14 protein-coding genes are annotated in these 16,604 nt (G+C 74.8%); 6 read left to right on the top strand and 8 right to left on the bottom strand.

What is annotated here, in order from left to right; translation table 11 throughout:
• Nucleotides 1-73 precede the first annotated feature (73 nt).
• On the bottom strand, nucleotides 74-1,567 hold the full coding sequence (locus PUR56_RS05690) for a S41 family peptidase (RefSeq protein WP_329948090.1): 1,494 nt from the start codon (nucleotides 1,565-1,567) through the stop codon (nucleotides 74-76).
• A gap of 600 nt (nucleotides 1,568-2,167) precedes the next feature.
• On the opposite strand from PUR56_RS05690, the gene PUR56_RS05685 reads away from it, so the two are divergent.
• Entirely contained in the window at nucleotides 2,168-2,380 is a 213-nt protein-coding gene (locus PUR56_RS05685) for a hypothetical protein (RefSeq protein ID WP_329879377.1), read from the top strand.
• A gap of 61 nt (nucleotides 2,381-2,441) precedes the next feature.
• Nucleotides 2,442-2,813 (top strand): toxin Doc, encoded by a 372-nt coding sequence (locus PUR56_RS05680; protein WP_329948123.1) that lies wholly within the window; start codon nucleotides 2,442-2,444, stop codon nucleotides 2,811-2,813.
• 64 nt (nucleotides 2,814-2,877) lie between these two features.
• On the opposite strand, the gene PUR56_RS05675 is transcribed toward PUR56_RS05680, so the two are convergent.
• The 4 genes from PUR56_RS05675 to PUR56_RS05660 form a co-directional block, all read right to left on the bottom strand.
• Nucleotides 2,878-3,537: a Pr6Pr family membrane protein gene (locus PUR56_RS05675; RefSeq protein WP_329948089.1), complete on the bottom strand. Its 660-nt coding sequence runs from the start codon at nucleotides 3,535-3,537 to the stop codon at nucleotides 2,878-2,880.
• Nucleotides 3,538-3,666: 129 nt separating this feature from the next.
• Nucleotides 3,667-4,404: a response regulator transcription factor gene (locus tag PUR56_RS05670; RefSeq protein ID WP_329948088.1), complete on the bottom strand. Its 738-nt coding sequence runs from the start codon at nucleotides 4,402-4,404 to the stop codon at nucleotides 3,667-3,669.
• The gene (locus tag PUR56_RS05665; protein ID WP_329948087.1) at nucleotides 4,401-5,741 is read right to left on the bottom strand and encodes a sensor histidine kinase; all 1,341 of its coding nucleotides are present in this window, start codon (nucleotides 5,739-5,741) and stop codon (nucleotides 4,401-4,403) included. Before PUR56_RS05665 ends, PUR56_RS05670 begins: the two co-directional genes overlap by 4 nt.
• The gene (locus PUR56_RS05660) at nucleotides 5,738-6,793 is read right to left on the bottom strand and encodes a hypothetical protein (protein ID WP_329948086.1); all 1,056 of its coding nucleotides are present in this window, start codon (nucleotides 6,791-6,793) and stop codon (nucleotides 5,738-5,740) included. Before PUR56_RS05660 ends, PUR56_RS05665 begins: the two co-directional genes overlap by 4 nt.
• A 260-nt stretch (nucleotides 6,794-7,053) precedes the next feature.
• Here PUR56_RS05660 and PUR56_RS05655 point away from each other — a divergent pair, with 260 nt between their 5' ends.
• The 4 genes from PUR56_RS05655 (at nucleotide 7,054) to PUR56_RS05640 (ending at nucleotide 12,968) form a co-directional block, all read left to right on the top strand.
• The gene (locus tag PUR56_RS05655) at nucleotides 7,054-8,214 is read left to right on the top strand and encodes a CaiB/BaiF CoA transferase family protein (protein ID WP_329948085.1); all 1,161 of its coding nucleotides are present in this window, start codon (nucleotides 7,054-7,056) and stop codon (nucleotides 8,212-8,214) included.
• A gap of 68 nt (nucleotides 8,215-8,282) precedes the next feature.
• Nucleotides 8,283-9,425 carry an acyl-CoA dehydrogenase family protein gene (locus PUR56_RS05650; RefSeq protein WP_329948084.1) on the top strand — a complete coding sequence of 381 codons (1,143 nt, stop codon included), beginning with the start codon at nucleotides 8,283-8,285 and terminating at the stop codon, nucleotides 9,423-9,425.
• A gap of 134 nt (nucleotides 9,426-9,559) precedes the next feature.
• Entirely contained in the window at nucleotides 9,560-10,774 is a 1,215-nt protein-coding gene (locus PUR56_RS05645) for an acetyl-CoA C-acetyltransferase (protein ID WP_329879370.1), read from the top strand.
• A gap of 25 nt (nucleotides 10,775-10,799) precedes the next feature.
• On the top strand, nucleotides 10,800-12,968 hold the full coding sequence (locus tag PUR56_RS05640; RefSeq protein ID WP_329948083.1) for a 3-hydroxyacyl-CoA dehydrogenase NAD-binding domain-containing protein: 2,169 nt from the start codon (nucleotides 10,800-10,802) through the stop codon (nucleotides 12,966-12,968).
• A gap of 7 nt (nucleotides 12,969-12,975) precedes the next feature.
• Here the strand turns inward: PUR56_RS05640 and PUR56_RS05635 are convergent, their stop codons facing one another.
• The 3 genes from PUR56_RS05635 to PUR56_RS05625 all read right to left on the bottom strand — a co-directional run bounded on the left by PUR56_RS05635 (nucleotide 12,976) and on the right by PUR56_RS05625 (nucleotide 16,256).
• The gene (locus PUR56_RS05635) at nucleotides 12,976-13,743 is read right to left on the bottom strand and encodes a MerR family transcriptional regulator (RefSeq protein ID WP_329948082.1); all 768 of its coding nucleotides are present in this window, start codon (nucleotides 13,741-13,743) and stop codon (nucleotides 12,976-12,978) included.
• Nucleotides 13,744-13,938: 195 nt separating this feature from the next.
• Complete coding sequence (locus PUR56_RS05630) at nucleotides 13,939-14,949, bottom strand: isopenicillin N synthase family dioxygenase (protein WP_329948122.1); 1,011 nt, start codon at nucleotides 14,947-14,949, stop codon at nucleotides 13,939-13,941.
• 542 nt (nucleotides 14,950-15,491) lie between these two features.
• On the bottom strand, nucleotides 15,492-16,256 hold the full coding sequence (locus PUR56_RS05625) for a MerR family transcriptional regulator (protein WP_329948081.1): 765 nt from the start codon (nucleotides 16,254-16,256) through the stop codon (nucleotides 15,492-15,494).
• Between the last annotated feature and the right edge of the window lie 348 nt (nucleotides 16,257-16,604).

Genomic DNA, 16,604 nt, shown 5'->3' with positions numbered 1-16,604 from the left:
TGCGCCGAGACACCGGTGCGCCGGGGTGGTGGCGCGCCGGGGTGGTGGACCCGCAGGGTGGCGGGTCCACCACCTACTCCGCGCGGGGAGCGCCGCCGAGGACGCGTCGGGCGGTGGTCAGGGCGGAGTCCCGTCCCAGGCTCAGCTCCTCGTCGGTGAAGACCGGGGTCGCGATGTCCGGCGGGATGCCCGGGCCGTCGAAGGTGGTGCCGGCACGGGTGAGGAACTTCTCGTTCGGCAGGACGGCCGTGAACGCGTCCGAGACGGGCTTGAACATGATGTCGGAGAAGACGCCCTGGGTGTTCTCGCCGATCCGGACCGCCGCCGGGCGCCGTTCCATCAGCGCCTGGGTGAACGTCTCGCCCGCGCTCACCGTCGAACCGGCGGTGAGCAGGGCCACCGGGCCGGTGAACCGCGTCGCGGCGGCCGGCCGGACCGGGACGTGCTGCGGGGCGGTGAAGCGGGTCGGGTCGGCCGGGTCGTTCCGGGCGACCTTGCGGTAGGCGAGGTACGGCCGGTCGGTCAGCCGGGCGGCGATCCGCAGCCCGAGCTCGTCCGACCCGCCACCGTTCAGCCGGAGGTCGATCACCAGACCGTGCAGCTGCCCGGGGCGGGCCAGGAGCGTGTCCAGGGCCCGGTCCAGCTCGGCGGCGTGGGCCGGGTACCCGCCGTCGTCGACGTACCCGTCGAAGGCGCTCACCCGCAGGTAGCCGATCCCGCCGGGCAGCTCGCCGACGCCCAGCGCTCCCCGGCCGAACGTCCGCTCCGGGGCGATCAGTTGGGCGCCGACGGCCTTCGCCGCCAGTTCCTGCACCTCGTCGGTGGGCTCCCGGGTGCCCGGCCGCTGACCGGCGAAGACGGCACCGAGCCCCCCGTCGGCCCGCTTGCGGGCCAGCGCGGTGTGGGCGTCCCCGAGCGGCCGGAGCATGTCGACGAAGATCTGCTGGAGATCGTCGTCGGTGGTCTGCGCGGTGATCCGTGCCCGCTGGGTGGCTCCGACGGCGTGCCAGTCAATGCCCTTGGCGGCGAAGAACGGGTAGTTCTCCTCGAAGGTCGCCCAGAACCGGTCGAAGGCCGAGAAAGGGTCCTGCGGCGCTGGCCGGCGGCAGAGCGCCGGCAGGCCGCCCGGCAGCCGGGCCAGGTCCTTGGTCGCGCTGGCCCCGTCGTCCTTGTACACGGCCCGGTTGCGGCCGTCGGGGGTGACCGTCAGCTCGCCGTAGGCCTTGCCGGGCGAGCCGAACCTGACGGCCCCGCCGGGCCCCGGGGGGCCGACCTGCTCGGCCCTCACCCGGCCGGGGGTGCAACTGATCCGGGTCACGTCGTAGGTGGTGAGCGCGGTTCCGGTGAACTCGACGATCGTCCCGTAGCCGTCCACCTGCCAGGCGCCCGCCAGCCGGCCGACGCCCGGCCGCCTCGCGTCGTCCGCCGCGGCGGGTGCGGCCCGGGCCGCACCGACCGCCCCCGCGGTCACCGCGAGCGCCACTGCCGCGACTCCCGCCGTCCTGGCCGCGGCGCGGGGCCGGGTGCGCCGCTCGGTCGTCCTGGCCGGGGTGTTCCTGTGCCTCATCGTCCGTCTCCGGTTGCTCGGGTGGTGCCTCTGTCGTGCCGGGTCCTGCGTGCCGCGGCCTCCGCCGCCGAGGGCCCGCAGGCGTTCGTGCTGCGTGCAGCGGGCTGCGGTGTGTGCCGGGGCGGGTGGGCTGCGGCGGTGGGTGCGGTGCTACCCGGCCGGACCGGCGAGGATCCGCCGGGCCTCGGTGAGCGCCGAGTCGCGGCGGCCGTCCGGTTCCTCCGCCCGCGCCCGCTCCCGAGGCCGGCGCCGTCGCCGCGACCCCCGCCCCCCGTGCGGCGTCGCCGAACCCGCCACCCCTGAAACCCGGACCGGACCCCGCCCCCAGGTCCGGGCCTCCCCCGCGGAACCCCTCCGCCGCCCACGACCGACGGTACGGATCCGGCGCACGTCCGCACGTCCACCCGCAGGGCGGTCCCCACCGGGACCCCAGAGGTACACCGCCTCCGCCCCGCCTCCGCCCGGAGGCGTACGGCCGTGAATCCCGCGGACGAGCCCCGCCCGTCGGTCGGCGGGGCTGCCGGCCACCGCGGCCCCGGTGCCGTCCGCGCGGTGCCGGTCCGGTACCCAACTCCCGTACGCTCCAGTACCATCGGCGCCATGCCAGCGCTCAACATCGAGTACACGGAGCACGAGCTCGCCGCCATCCGCGAGGCGGCGGCCGCCGACGGGAAGAGCGTCAAGGCGTACGTGCACGACCTCAGCGTGCGGGAGCAGCAGCGGCGGGTGTTCGTCGACCACGCGGTGGCGTTCTGGAACGCGCACCGGGAGGAGTTCGACGAGGCGTTCCCGGAGGACGCGCCGGCGGCGTGAGCGTGCGTAGGGGCGCGGGCCGGGCGGCCGGGGCGGGCGGGGCGGGAAGGGTGCCGCGATGATGCTGCTGCGCGTCGATCTGCGCTGGCTGCTCGACATCCAGGAGCAGGCCTCGCCCGAGGACCTGAGCGTGCGCGACTACTCGGCGCTGCAGGCGGCCGTCGCGCGGCACCGGGTGAACACCGCGCAGCTCGGCCACGACGCCGATCCGGCCTGGTGCGCGGCCACGTTGATGCACACCATCGTGCTGCTGAGGCCGCTGCCGGTGCGCAACAACCTCTACGCCTGCATGACCACGGCCGCGTACATGCACGCGGCCGGGGAGGGCATCGACCCGCCGTACGGCGCGCTGGTGGAGCTGGCGCGGGACATCGGCGAGGGGCGGGCGGACGTGTTCGCGGCGGCCGACCGGGTCCGCTCCTGGAGGATCTGAGCGGGGTCCGGGCCGGCCGCCGCGAGGACGGGACGGGTGTGGGCGGGGCGGGGGAGCGGCGCGGTCAGGCCCCGGAGGGGAGGGCGGTCCGGCGGAGCTTGCCGGCGACCAGGGTGCCCAGCCGGTCCAGCCCCACCACGACGGCCCCCAGGACGACGAACTCGACCGTCAGCAGCGCGATCTGACCCCAGACGTAGCCGTACCCCTCGGTCGTCGGGTCGAAGAAGAAGTAGGGGTACGGCATCGGGTAGTTGGAGAACAGCGCGTTGCGGGCCAGCACGATCCCCGCGTAGCCGAGCGGGAACGCCAGCCAGAGCGGGATGTCCCGCCAGGAGGAGGCGTTGCGCGGCCGGAGCACCAGCCAGTCGGCGATGACCAGCACCGGCGTGACGTAGTGCAGGAAGAACGACGACCAGTGCTGGAGCTTGTCCGGCCCGTCGAAGAGCCCGGGCAGCGGGTTGGCGCCGTGCTCCAGCAGGACGTGCGAGACCAGGCCGGTGATCAGGATGTACAGCGTGGCGGCGCCGCGCAGCCGGGGTGCGGGGGCGTCGACGGTGCCGCGCTTGACCATCCAGTAGACGGCGCCGATGAAGTAGCCGAGCACGATCACGTTGCTCTGGATGGTGAAGTACACCAGCGGCGCGGTCTGGAGGGTCAGGCCGAGGCCTGCCGAGAGCACGATGCCGAGGCGCCACCAGAGCGCCGGGCTGGTCCGGACTGACATACGGTCACCAGTTCGTTTCAGGCGATACGGGAGGTATCGGACGGTCGGGAGGCGAAGGCCGCACTCTACCCGCCGGTAGGCCCGGGGTGGAAGAAACGTCCCGCTCGCCGGCCCGCCCGCCCCGGTGGCTCAGCCCGGCAGGACGAAGCCCGACTCGTACGCCGCGATCACCGCCTGGGTGCGGTCCCGGGCGCCCAGCTTGGCGAGCACGCTGCCGACGTGCGTCTTGACCGTCTCCTGGCTGACGACGAGCTTCGCGGCGATCTCGCCGTTGTTGAGCCCGGCCGCCATCAGCCGCAGCACCTGGCCCTCCCGCTCGGTGAGCCGCCCGATCGGTCCGCGGTCCCGCTCCGTGGGCTTGTCGGCCGAGCCGTACCGGAGGGCGAGCTCGCGCACGGCCGCCGGGAAGAGCAGCGAGTCGCCGCGCGCGATCAGCCGCACCGCCTGCACCATCTCCTCCGCGCGGGCCCGCTTCAGCAGGAACCCGGCGGCGCCCGCCCGCAGCGCGTCGTAGACGTGGTCGTCGTGTTCGAAGGTGGTGACGACCAGGATCCTGGGCGGGTCGGCCATGCCGCCGACCAGCTGCTCGGTGGCCCGGATGCCGTCGATGCCGGGCATCCGGACGTCCATCAGCACCACGTCCGGGCGCAGTCGGCGCACCAGCGGCACGACCTCGGCGCCGTCGGCGGCCTCGCCGACCACGGTGAGGTCCGGCTCGGCGTCGATCACCACCCGCAGGCCCGTCCGGACCAGCCGCTCGTCGTCGGCGATCACCACCCGGACGGTGCCGCCCGCCGGATCGCCGATGCCCCGGGTGCCCTCGGTGACTGCGGTGTTCACGGCGCCTCCGGTGCTCGCAACGTTCATCGCTCTCCTCCTGCCGGCAGCCAGACGGCCAGCCGCCACGTCGTCCCGTCGTCCGCCGGCCCGGCCTCGCAGCCGCCGCGCAGCGCCGCCGCCCGCTCGCCGATCCCGCGCAGCCCGCGCCCGCCGCCGGGGCGGCTGGGCCGGGCCGGGCCGACCGGGTTGGTCAGTTCGATCTCCAGCCGCCCGCCGACCGGTCCGACCCGCAGCCGTGCGGGCGCGGGGCCGGCGTGCCGGAGCACGTTGGTGAGGCCCTCCTGGACGATCCGGTACGCCTCGCGGGAGAACGCGGCCGGCAGCCGGTCCAGGCCGGGGGACAGCTCGGCGTCGACCGTCAGCCCGGTGCGGGCCAGCTGGCGCAGCAGGTCGTCCAGCCCGGCGAGCGTGGGCCCGGCGGGCCCGGCCTCCGCACTGTCCTCCTCCCGCAGCAGGCCCAGGACGGCGTCCAGTTCGGCGACCGCGCCGCGCGCGGTCTCCTCGATGGCCGCCAGCGCCTCGGCGGCGAAGTCCGGGTCGGTCCGCAGGACCCGGGCGGCGGCCGAGGCCTGGATGCCCACAGCGCTGAGCGCGTGCCCGACCGAGTCGTGCAGCTCGCGGGCCAGCCGGTTGCGCTGGGCGAGGACGGTGGCGCGCCGTTCGGCGGCGGCCACGCGTTCGTCCGGGGTCGGGCCGAGCAGGACGGGCGCCCAGCGGGCGAGCAGCGCGCCGAGGCCCGCGCTGGTGGAGACGATCAGGGCGAGCAGTGCGAGGCCCGTCAGCGGGCCGGGCAGCCAGCCGGGGAAGCCGCGGTCCTCCCAGAACCGGACCAGCTCCTCCAGCCCGGTGGGGGAGAACAGCAGCACCATCGCGAACGGTGCCCCGGCCAGCGTCATGCCGCTGACGACGCCGCCGAACAGCACGTGCAGGACGTACCAGGCGGCGGTCCGCCGCCGGGCCGCCCAGGACCGGGCCGGGCCGGTGACCACCTCGTCCGGGCGGGCCGGCGTGCAGAGCGCCCGCGCGGCGGCGCCCTCCAGGGCCCGGGCGATCGGCACCAGCGCGGTGACGGCGGCCATCGGGAGCGACAGGCCCAGGGCGGCGAAGTGGAGCAGGAGCTGGCGCAGCGGGCCGTTGCGCTGGTCGAGGCTGCCCAGGACGACGGCCGAGAGCATCCAGTACGGCATCAGCAGCGCGCCGCCCAGGACCAGGTGCACCCAGCGCAGCCGGGCCCGCCGCCCGAACAGCGCACCCGCCGCCCGCCGTACCGCCGCGCCCCTGCCGGCGCCCGTCCCCGGTCGCTTCCCCGCGCCCGCGTCCGCGTCCGTCCCCGTGCTCGCCCCCGTGCTCGCCCCCGTGATCACTGCGCAGACTCTACGTCAGCAGTACGGGAGCGGCCGAGGTCCGGCGCCTTCCGGGCGGTCCCCCGGAGCGCCGCCGCGCGTTCGACCAGGGCGATCGCGCCGACCGTCAGCACCAGCAGGCCGGTCACCACCTGCGCCGACTCCACCAGCGGGAGCAGCCCGGGCACGGCCCGGCCGAGCCCGGCCACCTCGGTGGTCGTTCCGAACGCCACCAGTTGCCACGACCCCCAGCCGAAGATCGACCCGGCCGCCGTCCAGGCCACCGCCAGTGGCACCCGCAGCCGCCACCCGGGCCGGATCCGGAACACCAGGAGGAGCAGCGCGACCGCCGCCGCTACGGCCGCCGCGGCGGTCACCCCGTCCATCACCGCGACGCCCCGGCTGTGCTGCTCCCGCCACTCCAGCGGCAGCCCGGCGTGCCCGCCGAAGGCCCAGTAGAGGCGGGCCGAGGCCACCCCGGCGGCGAGCGGCGCGGCCACGGAGGCGAACGTCCGCTGGACGGTGAGGGTGGGGGAGCGGGGCAGGTCGCCGATCCGGTCGTGCAGCAGCCCGGCCCAGCGCTGCCGCGCGTACAGCAGGAACCCGGTGATCAGGGCCAGGCCCTGGACGGCGAACCCGCCGTACACCACGGGGAAGATCCAGCCGCTCGGCCCGTCGTCGGCACCGGCCGCGGGCTCCTCGGGGCCGAGCACCACGGTGGTGAGCAGGAAGAGCGGCAGCGCCACCAGGATCGTGCCGAGCAGCCCGGTGGCCACCCACATAGGGAAGGCCAGCAGCCCGGCCGGGGCCCGCCGGCCCCACGGCCGGACGAAGGACAGCGCGAGCACCACGGCGATCGCGTCCATGCCGAAGGTGAGCAGGTTGACCAGCCACAGGTCGTCCATGGCGTCGGCGTCACCGGCCCCGACCGGGTGGCCGGTGAGCCAGAGCAGTTTGAGGGCGAGGTACGGCAGGGTCGCGGCGACGGCCACCACGGCCGCCGCGGCGCGTACCCGGCCGACGGGCGGCGCGGCGGGGGCCGGGGCCGGACGGAGCGCGGTCGTCGAGGTCATGCGGCCACGCTCCCGCGCGGGGGACCGCCGGCGCGTCCTCCGTGAACGGGATCCGCCTCCCCCGCCAGGGGGATCCGGCGGGGAGGGCACGGTTCCGGGGGAGGAGCGGGAGGTGCGGGGCGGCCCCGGGCAGGCTCCGGTCCGACCGGCGTGCGGCACCGGGCGGGGCGGGTCCGAAGGTCTTGTTACCGACGGGTCGCTTCCCTATCATCGCGGGTGTGACAGCTTTACTGTCAGACCTCGGAGGGGCAGGGGCGCCCGTGCGTGACGGTGGTGTGCGTGGGAACGGCGGCCCGCTGGCCGGGGTCCGCGTGGTCGAACTCGCGGGGATCGGCCCCGGCCCCTTCGCCGCCATGCTGCTGGGCGATCTCGGCGCCGACGTGGTCCGGGTGGACCGCCCGGAGCCCTCGCCGCTCGGCATCGAGCCGGCGTACGACGTCGCCAACCGCAACAAGCGCTCGGTGGTGGTCGACCTCAAGTCCGCCGACGGGCCCGCGCGGGTGCTCGACCTGGCCGCCCGGGCCGACCTGCTGATCGAGGGCTACCGCCCCGGCGTCGCCGAACGCCTCGGCGTCGGGCCCGAGGAGTGCCACGCCCGCAACCCGGCGCTGGTGTACGGCCGGATGACCGGCTGGGGGCAGCAGGGGCCGCTGGCCGCCCGGGCCGGCCACGACATCGGGTACACCGCGGTGGCCGGGGTGCTCGGCCTGGTCGGCCGGGCGGGCGGCGGCGCGGACGAGCCGCCCGCCGTCCCCGCCAACCTCCTCGGCGACTACGCCGGCGGCTCGCTCTACCTGGTCGTCGGCCTGCTCGCCGCGCTCCACCACGCCCGCGCGACCGGCGCCGGCCAGGTCGTCGACGCCGCGATCGTCGACGGAGCCGCCCACCTCACCGCCGTCCTCCAGGGCCTGCTCGCCGCCGGCCGGTGGCAGGACCGGCGGGGCACCAACCTGCTCGACGGCGGCGCCCCGTTCTACGCCGTCTACCAGGCCGCCGACGGCGGCCACCTCGCGGTCGGTGCGCTGGAACCGCAGTTCTACGCCGAGTTCGCACGACTGCTGGAGCTCGGCCCGGACGCGCCCGGCCAGTGGGAGACCGACCGCTGGCCCGAGCTGCGGGCCCGCATCGCCACCCGGTTCGCGAGCCGCACCCGGGCCGCGTGGGAAGCCGTCTTCACCGGCTCCGACGCCTGCGTGGAACCGGTCCTGACGATGCGTCAGGCCGCTTCGCACGCACACCTGGTGAGCCGCTCCACCTACGTCGAGGTGGACGGCGTCACCCAGCCCGCGCCCGCCCCGCGGTTCTCCGCCACCCCGGGGGCGCTGCGCCGCCCGCCCGCCCGCCCGGGCGCCGACACCGCCGAGGTCGCCCGCGACTGGGGCGTGCCCTCCCTGGCGGCCGGACCCCCGGGCGCCGGCTGACGGCTCGCCCCTTCCCCGGCCCCCGCCCGGCCGCCACCCCCTCGACCCCTCCCCCCAAGGAGCCCACCGTGCAACGTGATCTCTTCACCGAGGAGCACGAGGACTTCCGGGCGACCGTCCGGTCCTTCCTCGCCAAGGAGGTGCAGCCGCACTACGACCGCTGGGAGAAGGCCGGCATCGTCGACCGCGCGGCCTGGCTGGCCGCCGGCCGCCAGGGTCTGCTCGGGCTCGCCGTCCCCGCGGAGTACGGCGGCGGGGGCACCGCCGACTTCCGCTACGCCGCCGTGCTCGCCGAGGAGTTCGCCCGGGCCGGCGCCTCCGGACTGGCGCTCGGCCTGCACAACGACATCATCGGCCCGTACCTCACCTCGCTCGCCACCGAGGAGCAGAAGCGCCGCTGGCTGCCCGGCTTCTGCAGCGGCGAGCTGATCACCGCCGTCGCGATGACCGAGCCCGGGACCGGGTCGGACCTCCAGGGCATCCGCACCCGGGCGGTCGACGAGGGCGACCACTACCTGCTCAACGGCGCCAAGACCTTCATCTCCAACGGCATCCTCGCCGACCTGGTGGTCGTGGTCGCCCGCACCACCCCCGAGGGCGGCTCGCACGGCCTCAGCCTGCTGGTGGTCGAGCGCGGGATGCCGGGCTTCGAGCGCGGTCGCAACCTCGACAAGATCGGCCAGAAGGCCCAGGACACCGCCGAGTTGTTCTTCCAGGACGTCCGCGTCCCCAAGGGGAACCTGCTCGGCGAGCTGAACGGGGGCTTCGTCCACCTGATGCAGAACCTCGCCCAGGAGCGGCTCACCATCGCGGCCGCCGCGATCGCCGGCGCCGAGTACCTGGTCGAGATCACCACGGAGTACGTCAAGCGGCGCGAGGCCTTCGGCCGGCCGCTGGCCAAGCTCCAGCACGTCCGCTTCGAGATCGCCGAACTGGCCACCGAGTGCGCGGTCACCCGGGCCTTCGTCGACCGCTGCATCACCGAGCACAACCGCTACGCGCTCACCCCGGCCGACGCCTCGATGGCCAAGTGGTGGGCGACCGAACTGCAGAAGCGGACCGCCGACCGATGCCTCCAACTCCACGGCGGGTACGGGTACATGACCGAGCACCCGGTCGCCCGGGCGTTCACCGACGGCCGTGTCCAGACCATCTACGGCGGGACCACCGAGATCATGAAGGAGATCGTCGGCCGCTCCCTCCTCGGCTGACCGCGCCCGCCCGCTCCACTGCCGGCCCGCCGCCGGCCGTCCGCTCGTCCGCCTGACCGTCCGCCCCTCGCTCCGACCGGCTTCCGACCGCCCGGACACCCGTGCAACCCTCCGCGTCTGAAAGGCTCCTCACCGTGACCACCGAAGCGTACGTCTACGACGCGATCCGCACCCCGCGCGGCCGGGGCAAGGCCGGCGGCTCGCTGCACGGCACCAAGCCGATCGACCTCGTCGTCGGCCTGATCCACGAACTGCGCCGCCGCTTCCCCGACCTGGACCCGGCGGCGGTCGACGACATCGTGCTCGGTGTGGTCAGCCCGATCGGCGACCAGGGCTCCGACATCGCCCGCATCGCCGCCATCGCGGCCGGCCTGCCCGACACCGTGGCCGGCGTCCAGGAGAACCGCTTCTGTGCCTCCGGTCTCGAAGCCGTCAACCTGGCCGCCGCCAAGGTCCGTTCGGGATGGGAGGACCTCGTCCTGGCCGGCGGCGTCGAGTCGATGTCCCGGGTCAGGATGGGCTCCGACGGCGGCGCCTGGGCGATGGACCCGATGACCAACTACGAGGGCTACTTCGTCCCGCAGGGCGTCGGCGCCGACCTGATCGCCACCATCGAGGGCCTCTCCCGCACCGACGTCGACGCCTTCGCCGCCGAGTCCCAGGCCCGGGCGGCCAAGGCCCAGGCCGACGGCCTCTTCGACCGCTCGGTCGTCCCGGTGCGCGACCGCAACGGCCTGCTCGTCCTGGAGCGCGACGAGTTCATCCGCCCCGGCACCACCGTCGAGACGCTGGCCGGACTCAAGCCCTCCTTCGCCACCATCGGCGAGGCAGGCGGCTTCGACGCCGTCGCCCTGCAGAAGTACCACTGGGTGGAGGCCGTCGACCACGTCCACCACGCCGGCAACTCCTCCGGCATCGTGGACGGCGCGGCCCTCGTCGCCATCGGCAACCGCGGGATCGGCGAGCGGTACGGGCTGCGCCCGCGCGCCCGGATCGTCTCCGCCGCCGTCTCCGGCTCCGAGCCGACCATCATGCTCACCGGTCCGGCCCCCGCCACCCGCAAGGCGCTCGCCAAGGCCGGACTGACCGCCGCCGACATCGACCTGGTCGAGATCAACGAGGCCTTCGCGGCCGTCGCCCTGCGGTTCATCCGCGAGATGGGCTTCTCGCCCGAGCAGGTGAACGTCAACGGCGGCGCGATCGCCCTCGGCCACCCGCTCGGGGCCACCGGCGCGATGATCCTCGGCACCCTGATCGACGAGCTGGAGCGGCGCGACCTCCGCTACGGCCTGGCCACCCTCTGCGTGGGCGGCGGTATGGGCATCGCCACCGTCGTCGAGCGCATCTGACCCCCCTCCTGGAGACGTAGATCCCATGTCTGACACCACCATCCGCTGGGAGCAGGACCAGGACGGCGTGGTCACCCTCGTCCTCGACGACCCCACCCAGTCCGTCAACACCATGAACGAGGCCTTCACGGCCGACTTCGAGGCAACCGTCGCCCGGCTGGCCGGCCTCGGCGAGGAACTGCGCGGCGTCGTCGTCACCTCCGCCAAGAAGACCTTCTTCGCGGGCGGCGACCTCAAGCTGCTCTCCGTCGCCCGCTCCGAGGACGCCGCCGCCGTCTTCGAGAAGTCGATGCGCATCAAACGCGCCCTGCGTGCCCTGGAGACCCTGGGCAAGCCGGTGGTCGCCGCGATCAACGGCAGTGCGCTCGGCGGGGGCCTGGAACTCGCTCTCGCCTGTCACCACCGGATCGCCCTGAACACGCCCGCCAGCCGGATCGGCCTGCCCGAGGTCACCCTCGGCCTGATGCCCGGCGGTGGCGGAGTCGTCCGCACGGTACGGCTGTTCGGCATCACCGACGCGCTGCTCAAGGTGCTGCTGCAGGGCCGCCAGTACCGGCCGGCGCAGGCGCTCGACAACGGGCTGGTCCACGAACTCGTGGAGACCCCGGAGGAGTTGACCGCCCGGGCGCGTGCCTGGATCGAGGCGAACCCGACCGCCGTCCAGCCCTGGGACGTCAAGGGGTACCGGATCCCCGGCGGTACGCCCAGCACCCCGGCGCTCGCCGCCAACCTGCCCGCGTTCCCGTCCAACCTGCGCAAGCAGCTGGCCGGCGCCCCCTACCCGGCGCCGCGCAACGTGCTCGCCGCCGCCGTCGAGGGCGCCCAGGTGGACCTCGACACGGCCATGGTCATCGAGGCCCGCTACTTCACCGAGCTGGCCTGCGGACAGACCAGCAAGAACATGATCCAGGCCCTGTTCTTCGACATGCAGGCGGTCAACTCCGGTGCCGGCCGGCCGGATTCCTTCGAGAAGCGGACGGTCCGCAAGGTCGCCGTCCTCGGCGCCGGCATGATGGGCGCTGGCATCGCCCACGCCTGCGCCAAGGCCGGCCTCCAGGTGCTGCTCAAGGACGTCACCGTCGAGGCCGCGGAGCGCGGCAAGGCCTACTCCGAGGGCCTGTTGGCGAAGGCGGTGGCCCGCGGTCGCACCACCGCGGCGCAGCGCGACGAACTGCTCGCCCGGATCACGCCCACCGCCGAGGCCGCCGACCTGGCCGGCTGCGACGCGGTGATCGAGGCCGTCTTCGAGAACCCCGAGCTGAAGCACAAGGTGTTCCAGGAGATCGAGGGCGTCGTCGCCCCGGACGCGCTGCTCTGCTCCAACACCTCCACGCTGCCGATCGGGCTGCTCGCCGAGGGCGTCGAGCGCACCGCCGACTTCATCGGCCTGCACTTCTTCTCGCCGGTCGACAGGATGCGGCTGGTGGAGATCATCCGCGGCCCGCAGACCGGGGACGAGGCGCTGGCCCGTGCCTTCGACCTGGTCCGGCAGATCGACCGGACGCCGATCGTGGTCAACGACTCGCGCGGCTTCTTCACCTCCCGGGTGATCGGCCAGTTCCTCAACGAGGGCGTGGCGATGGTCGGTGAGGGCGTCGACCCGGCCACCGTCGAACAGGCCGCCGCCCAGGCCGGCTACCCCGCCAAGGTGCTGTCACTGCTCGACGAGCTGACCCTCACCCTGCCGCGGAAGATCCGTGACGAGTACCGGCGGTCCGTCGAGGCGGCCGGCGGCGAGTGGAACGCCCACCCCGCCGACGCGGTGGTGGACCGGATGGTCGACGAGTTCGGCCGCCCCGGCCGCAGCGGTGGCGCCGGCTTCTACGAGTACGGCGAGGACGGGAGGCGCGGCCGGCTCTGGCCGGGTCTGCGCGAGCACTTCACCCGGGCCTCGGTGGAGGTCCCCTTCGAGGACCTCAAGGAGCGGATGCTGTTCAGCGAGGCGCTGGACTCGGTCCGCTGCCTGGAGGAGGGCGTGCTCACCTCCGTCGCCGACGCCAACGTCGGCTCCATCCTCGGCATCGGCTTCCCGGCCTGGACGGGTGGCGTCCTCCAGTACGTCAACGGCTACCCGGGCGGGCCGGCCGGCTTCGCGGCCCGCGCCCGCGAACTCGCCGCCGCGTACGGCGAGCGGTTCGCGCCGCCGGCCCTGCTGGAGCGGATCGCCGCCGAAGGCCGCACCTTCAAGGACTGACGTATCGTCAGCTGGGCGAGGCCCCGTCCTCCGCGGCCTCGCCCAGTTCCTCCCGGAGCGACCGCTGGAACGCCGTCACCAGCGCCTGCGCCACCATCGGCCGGATGTGGCCCGTGAGCGCCTTCATCCGCTCCACCTCGTCCGGAGCCGGCTCGCTCTCCCGGTACGGCCGCCACACCGTCTCCCGGAACAGCCGCTGCAACTCCCGCGCCGTCGCCCGGCTGTGCTCCAGCACCACCGCGCGCGCGGCCTGCAGCGTCTCCAGGGGGATCGGCACGTCCAGGATCCGCACGCCCAGCGGCAGCAGTCCCGGGTCCACCCGGAACACGTCCGGGTCCGCCGTCCGCTCCAGCGCCCCCATCGCGGCCAGCCGGTCCACCTGCTCCTCGGACAGTCCCCGCCCGGCCCGCCGCTCCAACTGCACCCGGCCCACCTCCTCCGGCGTCTCCGGCGTCCACGACGCCACCAGCGCCCGGTGGATCGCCAGGTCCAGCGGGGTCGAGTCGTGCGGCAGCCGCCCCAGGTACCGCTCGATCGCGGCCAGGGTCAGGCCCTGCCGCTGCAACTCCTCGATCAGCCCCAGCCGGTCCAGGTGCTCCGCCCCGTACCACCCGACCCGCCGGGCCCCCAGCACCGGCGGCGGCAGCAGCCCCTTCGTCCCGTAGAACCGCACCGTCCGGACGGTCACCCCCGCCCGCGCCGCCAACTCGTCGACCGTCAGCCGCACCTCCACCCCCGCCTCCCGCTCCGCGCCCGCCGCATCCCGCACCGTCACTGTGACACCGCGAGTGTGACACCGCTGTGCCACCCGGTCCACTGCCGCCGCCCCGGCCTTCCGCCTCCCGGCCGCCCCGGCCGCCCCGGCCGCCCGGGGAGTCCGGGTACGGCGCCGGGCCCGCGCTCCGTGGGGAGCGCGGGCCCGGCGGTCGTGGCAGCGGTGGTGCCGACGGTGTGGACGGTCGCGTCGGCGTCAGCGGGTGGCGGTGTCGACGAGGTCGGGGTGGTGGCGGCGGGTGACCTCGGGGTGGGCCCTCGTGTATCCCTTCCACTCGTTGAAGCCGAAGTCGGCGTAGAGCGGGTTGGCCGGGTCCTGGGTGGCGCCCGGGGCGTGGTGGGCGAGGGGGAAGTCCAGCGGTTCGACGTGGGCGTCGAGCCGCGGGTTGTAGAAGAAGGGGACGGAGAAGCGCTCCCGGGCGCCGGCCGGGCTGACCACGCGGTGGCTGGTGGCCTTGAGGTAGCCGTCGGTGGCGACCTCCAGCAGCTCGCCGAGGTTGACCACGAAGGCGCCCTCCATCGGCGGGACCTCCAGGAAGCTGCCGTCCGAGCGCTCCACCTGGAGACCGCCGACGGTGTCCTGGAGGAGGAGGGTGATGAAGCCGTAGTCCTTGTGCGCGCCGACGCCCTGGCCGGCGCCGTCGGGGGCGGTGCCCGGGTAGCGGACCAGCTTCAGCCGCAGGTGCGGGTGGCCGGCGAAGGCGTGCTCGTAGAAGTCGGGGCGGGCGCCGATCGCGGCGAGCAGTTCGTGCAGCAGCCGGCGGGCGACGTCACCGAGCCGGTCGATCCAGCCGAGGGCGGCGGTCCGCAGCTCCGGGAGCGCCTCGGGCCACTGGTTGGGGCCCTCCAGCCACCAGTAGGAGGGCTCGCCCGGGGCGGGGACGTGCGGGGGCAGCTCGGCGCCGATGTCGAGCTGGTCGCGCCAGTCCTGGCTGCCGCCGGTGCGCTCGTCGCCGGTCCGGGTGTAGCCGCGGTAGTGCGGGGAGTTGAGGTTGGCGACGGCGAGGCGGTCGGCCTCGGGGAGGGCGAAGAAGGCCCGCATGGCGGCGGTCAGGGCGGTCGTCTCGTCCGCGGGGACGCCGTGGCCGACGAGCTGGAAGAAGCCGACGTCGGTGGCGGCGGCGCGGAGCTCGTCGTGCAGCCGGGTGCGGTCCTCGGGGCTGCCACCGGCGAGCGAGAGGTCGATCACCGGGAGGCTGTCCAGCAGGGCGGGCGCCGTCCCGGGGGCGGTCCCGGATGCTGCCGCTGCGGTCGTGGCGACGGCTGCGGCCGGGGCTGCGGTCTCGTGCTCGACGGAGGGGGTGGTGGGGTGCTGCTGCGTCATGGGTGACATCCGCTGGGTCTCGTCCCGACCCGTTCCGGTGGTGACCGGGGACGCCGGGGACGCGCCTGGTGCGGCGGGTGTGCCCGGGGGTCGGGGAGGGGGAACGGCCGGCAGGGGCCGCGCTGAGGGTGGGAGGGTGCGAGGTTCAGCTGGAGCGTCGACAGGACATGCTGGTCACGCGGAGCAGGTCCACGTGGCGACGGCGAACGAGTATGAGCACGTCACCAGCCTAGATCAAGGGTTCGAGGAGCGGAGAAGGGCCCGTGGCGCCGGGGGGTCCGGGCCGGAACATGTCATAGCCATGACGAGATGGTGCTCTCGTGGTGGACGGCAGGCAAGAGGGCGGGAAAGGGGTACGGGCAGCGGGCGCGGGACGGGCGGGCGCGGAGGGGCCCCGTCCGCCCGTCCCGCGCCCGCCCCGCCGGTCAGGCCGGCAGCGTCGCCGCGTACGCCTCGATCGCGTCCCGCTGGTACGCGGCCAGGCCCGGCGCGATCGCCTCGTACGCCGCCCGCCACGGCTCGTTCTCCACGCAGGCCCGGCCCATCGCGCGGAACTCCTCCACCGGCACCGGCCGGATCCCGGTCAGCGCCCGGTGCTGCGCCTCGATCTCCGCCCGCACCGGCCCGTCGTCGACGGGCCGGCCGGCGACCATCAGCTCGGCCAGCCGGACCATCTGCGCGGTGCGCAGCCGCTGGCCGGCCTCGACCTCCTGCGGACTCATCGCGGCGGTGACGCGCCCGGCGGCCTCGGCGAGCTCCGGGAACTCGCGCAGACCCTCCTCGTAGTCGGTGGGCCGGACTCCCTCGAAGAGGTTCTCCGGCCGGTTGATCTCGGTCATCGGCGTGCCGTCCTTCCTGGATCGCTCCAGTTCGGTGATCGTGCGGGAGACGGTCCCGGCCAGCGCGTCGAGCCGGTCCCGCTCGGCGAGCAGTCGCCGGTGGTGGCCGCGCAGGGCCTCCAGCTCGTCCACCTGGGTGGCCAGGATCCGGCCGATCTCGGAGAGCCCCAGTCCCAGCGCCCGCAGCACGAGGATCTGCTGGAGCCGCAACAGGTCCCGCTCCTCGTAGTAGCGGTGGCCGTTGGGGCCGATCCGCGCGGGCGGCAGCAGCTCGATCTCGTCGTAGTGCCGCAGCGTCCGGGCGGTCACGCCGGACATCCGGGCGACGTCGGCGATGGGCCAGGCGGCCATGCGTTCTTCCTCACGTGTCCCACCGGGCCGGTCGGTCCGGCCCTGGTCAGGACGGTAGGGGCTTCCGTTGCGGCAACCGCAAGCCCCGGCGCGGCCTCCGGCTCGCCCGGCGGGCCCGCCCGTGACGGATCCCACCCTGCCGCTCGGGTGGTGGAGGGTGCGGCCGGGCCCCGGCCGCCGCGTCGTACGCCCCACCGGCCCTGCCGGTCGGGGGGGGTGCCTCTATGTCCTTCGTCAAGGATGTGGTGCCGGTTTTGGTGCTGTTGGGGGTGGTCATGCGGCGGGGGTGGCGGCTGGGGTTCGGGATTCGTAGAGGGTGCCGTCGCGGAGCATGGCGAACAGGACGCT

This window comes from Streptomyces sp. BE303 (assembly GCF_036290945.1).
Classification (GTDB): domain Bacteria; phylum Actinomycetota; class Actinomycetes; order Streptomycetales; family Streptomycetaceae; genus Kitasatospora.
This window is presented reverse-complemented; position numbering and strand designations above follow the sequence as displayed.

Coding starts and splice junctions, on each gene's coding strand:
- PUR56_RS05625 (WP_329948081.1), bottom strand. CDS start 16,256: ATGGCCGCCTGGCCCATCGCCGACGTCGCCCGGATGTCCGGCGTGACC.
- PUR56_RS05685 (WP_329879377.1), top strand. CDS start 2,168: ATGCCAGCGCTCAACATCGAGTACACGGAGCACGAGCTCGCCGCCATC.
- PUR56_RS05660 (WP_329948086.1), bottom strand. CDS start 6,793: ATGACCTCGACGACCGCGCTCCGTCCGGCCCCGGCCCCCGCCGCGCCG.
- PUR56_RS05670 (WP_329948088.1), bottom strand. CDS start 4,404: ATGAACGTTGCGAGCACCGGAGGCGCCGTGAACACCGCAGTCACCGAG.
- PUR56_RS05690 (WP_329948090.1), bottom strand. CDS start 1,567: ATGAGGCACAGGAACACCCCGGCCAGGACGACCGAGCGGCGCACCCGG.
- PUR56_RS05680 (WP_329948123.1), top strand. CDS start 2,442: ATGCTGCTGCGCGTCGATCTGCGCTGGCTGCTCGACATCCAGGAGCAG.
- PUR56_RS05640 (WP_329948083.1), top strand. CDS start 10,800: ATGTCTGACACCACCATCCGCTGGGAGCAGGACCAGGACGGCGTGGTC.
- PUR56_RS05675 (WP_329948089.1), bottom strand. CDS start 3,537: ATGTCAGTCCGGACCAGCCCGGCGCTCTGGTGGCGCCTCGGCATCGTG.